Annotated in this window: 1 protein-coding gene; it reads left to right on the top strand. The window is 34.1% G+C overall.

Going from position 1 to position 2,239, the window contains the following annotated elements:
• Positions 1 to 448: 448 nt before the first annotated feature.
• Positions 449 to 1,444 carry a GTPase ObgE gene (gene obgE, locus K737_RS00210; RefSeq protein WP_006291821.1) on the top strand — a complete coding sequence of 332 codons (996 nt, stop codon included), beginning with the start codon at positions 449 to 451 and terminating at the stop codon, positions 1,442 to 1,444.
• Positions 1,445 to 2,239 lie beyond the last annotated feature (795 nt).

Genomic DNA, 2,239 nt, shown 5'->3' with positions numbered 1-2,239 from the left:
TTTCCAAACTTATGACCATTGTCGCTGTTGCTATTTTATACGCTTCTATAACGGGTCTTACACAAGAAATTGCTTACAAAAAAACAGTCAGAGCGCCTTTCTATTCATCTTTGTATTCATACTTCACAAGGGGGATCAGGTAGATCAAAGATAAACTCTTATTCTTTGATTTCAGAGATTTTTTAAACTACCTGAAAAAAAGTGAGGGGGAGTATGACTTTCAATCTAATTCTTTATTATAGATCCCAAAATATATAATCTTTAATTGTAAAAATAAATAAAAAAGAAATAGTAAACTATTTCTAAACTCATTCTACTTTTCACTCTTCTCATGCTTTTTTAAGCAAAACTTTCTTATTTTTTCCAACGACTTTTTACCTTGCTACTCATCTTAATTAAGAATAAAGCCTATATTTCTGGCTTTTTATACTCATTTTTTGTAAGATACATGGAAGGATTAGAAAAAAAAGCTGCTATGCAATTTGTTCAAGACGCGAAAATTTTTATTAAGAGTGGCTCCGGAGGATCTGGAAGTGTCAGTTTTCGTCGAGAGAAAAATATTGAATTTGGGGGACCTGATGGAGGAAATGGAGGCAGGGGAGGAGACGTACTTGTCCAAGGAAACGGAGCAAAGCATACTCTTTTAGATTTTCGGTTTAAGAAAAAATATACAGCAGAAAATGGAAGTCCGGGATCTGGAAGAAAAAAAACTGGAAAAGCGGGAAGAGACTTACTTTTATGGGTGCCTCTTGGAACAGAAATTTGGATAGAAGGGGAAAAGGTAGCAGACATAACTCAAGAAAATCAAAAAATTACTTTATTTAAAGGGGGAAAAGGCGGCGCAGGAAATGCGTGTTTAAAAAATTCTGTCCATCAATCTCCTAGAATCGCTTACCCTGGTGAATCAGGACAAGAATCTTGGGTAGAGCTTAAGCTGAAATTGTTAGCAAATGTTGGACTAGTAGGAATGCCTAATGCAGGAAAATCCACATTGTTGAACGCGCTAACAGATGCCAATTCAAAAGTCGGTGATTATCCTTTTACTACATTATTTCCTAAATTGGGAGTGCTGTGTTGGGAGGATAAAGAGATTGTATTGGCAGATCTTCCAGGATTGATTGAAGATGCACACCTGGGAAAAGGACTCGGGCACAGGTTTTTAAGCCATGCGCAGCGATGCAGTGTACTTCTTCATGTTATAGATGCAGCGCAAAGCGATGCCTTTCAGAAATATCACCAGATTCGGCAAGAACTAAAATTGTTTGACGAAACATTGATACAAAAAACAGAATTTATCGTGTTTAATAAAAGCGATCAGTTAAAAGAAGACCAGAAAAAACGCTTACAGGATTTGTTTTCGAATTCAGAGTTAATATTTTTTGTTTCTGCGTTACATCGAAAAGATTTAGAAGCATTAATAAATAAAATAGAAACTTTTTTTTAATCAAGGCACACCAAGAAAGTTTAACACCAGGTATGAAAGATAAAATTAAATTTTACTCCCAAACTGAGGGATACTGTGCACAAGAGCGTATCCCCTAAAAACTTCTATTTTTTAGTTCACGTTAACATCAGAACGAGGAAGAATTTTTAAATGCTTAAGATCTTATGCAGGAAAAAAGTTAAAGGGAAAAAAGGAAAAAAATATATTTCTTTTATATTGTTTAATAAAAAAATATTATAATACAAATAATTTTATTAAATCAAAATATGATGATTAAAAAAATTTATCTATCCAAATTCCTTATTACTTTTAAAGTATTTGTTCTTAATGTTTTGGAACCTAACGACGATAAATTTTATAGTAGAGATTCATACTCCCCCTCACTTTTTTGAAGGGTCTTAAAAAGATCCGAAAGAGAGGCTATTTTATTAAAAATAAACAACAATGTTTAATGCAAATTAACCTCTCATCCTTAATAAATAAGATAACAAAACTATTAGCTTTTCACAATTCCCGCGCAGAGACTTTTAAAACCTTCGTACTTAGTATGATCGATCAGCGAAAGGTTCAGCATCCTGCGCTGATCCATAAGATGAACGCTCCACCTTCAATAAAATCCAAGCTTGAACGCGTCAGGCGTTTTTTTAAAAGGACAAGTTAATTGATTCTGGACTCTTCTCAAAAGCCTTAATATCAAGCATTTGGGAGCCAGTTCCTAACATGCATTTAATGCTCGATGGCACCAATTGGAAGTTTGGAACACAGAATATCAATTGCCTCGTACCAGCTGTTAGA

Source organism: Holospora undulata HU1 (assembly GCF_000388175.3).
Lineage (GTDB): Bacteria > Pseudomonadota > Alphaproteobacteria > Holosporales > Holosporaceae > Holospora > Holospora undulata_A.
Note: the sequence above shows the minus strand (reverse complement) of the source record. Positions and strands in the feature narration are given on the sequence as shown.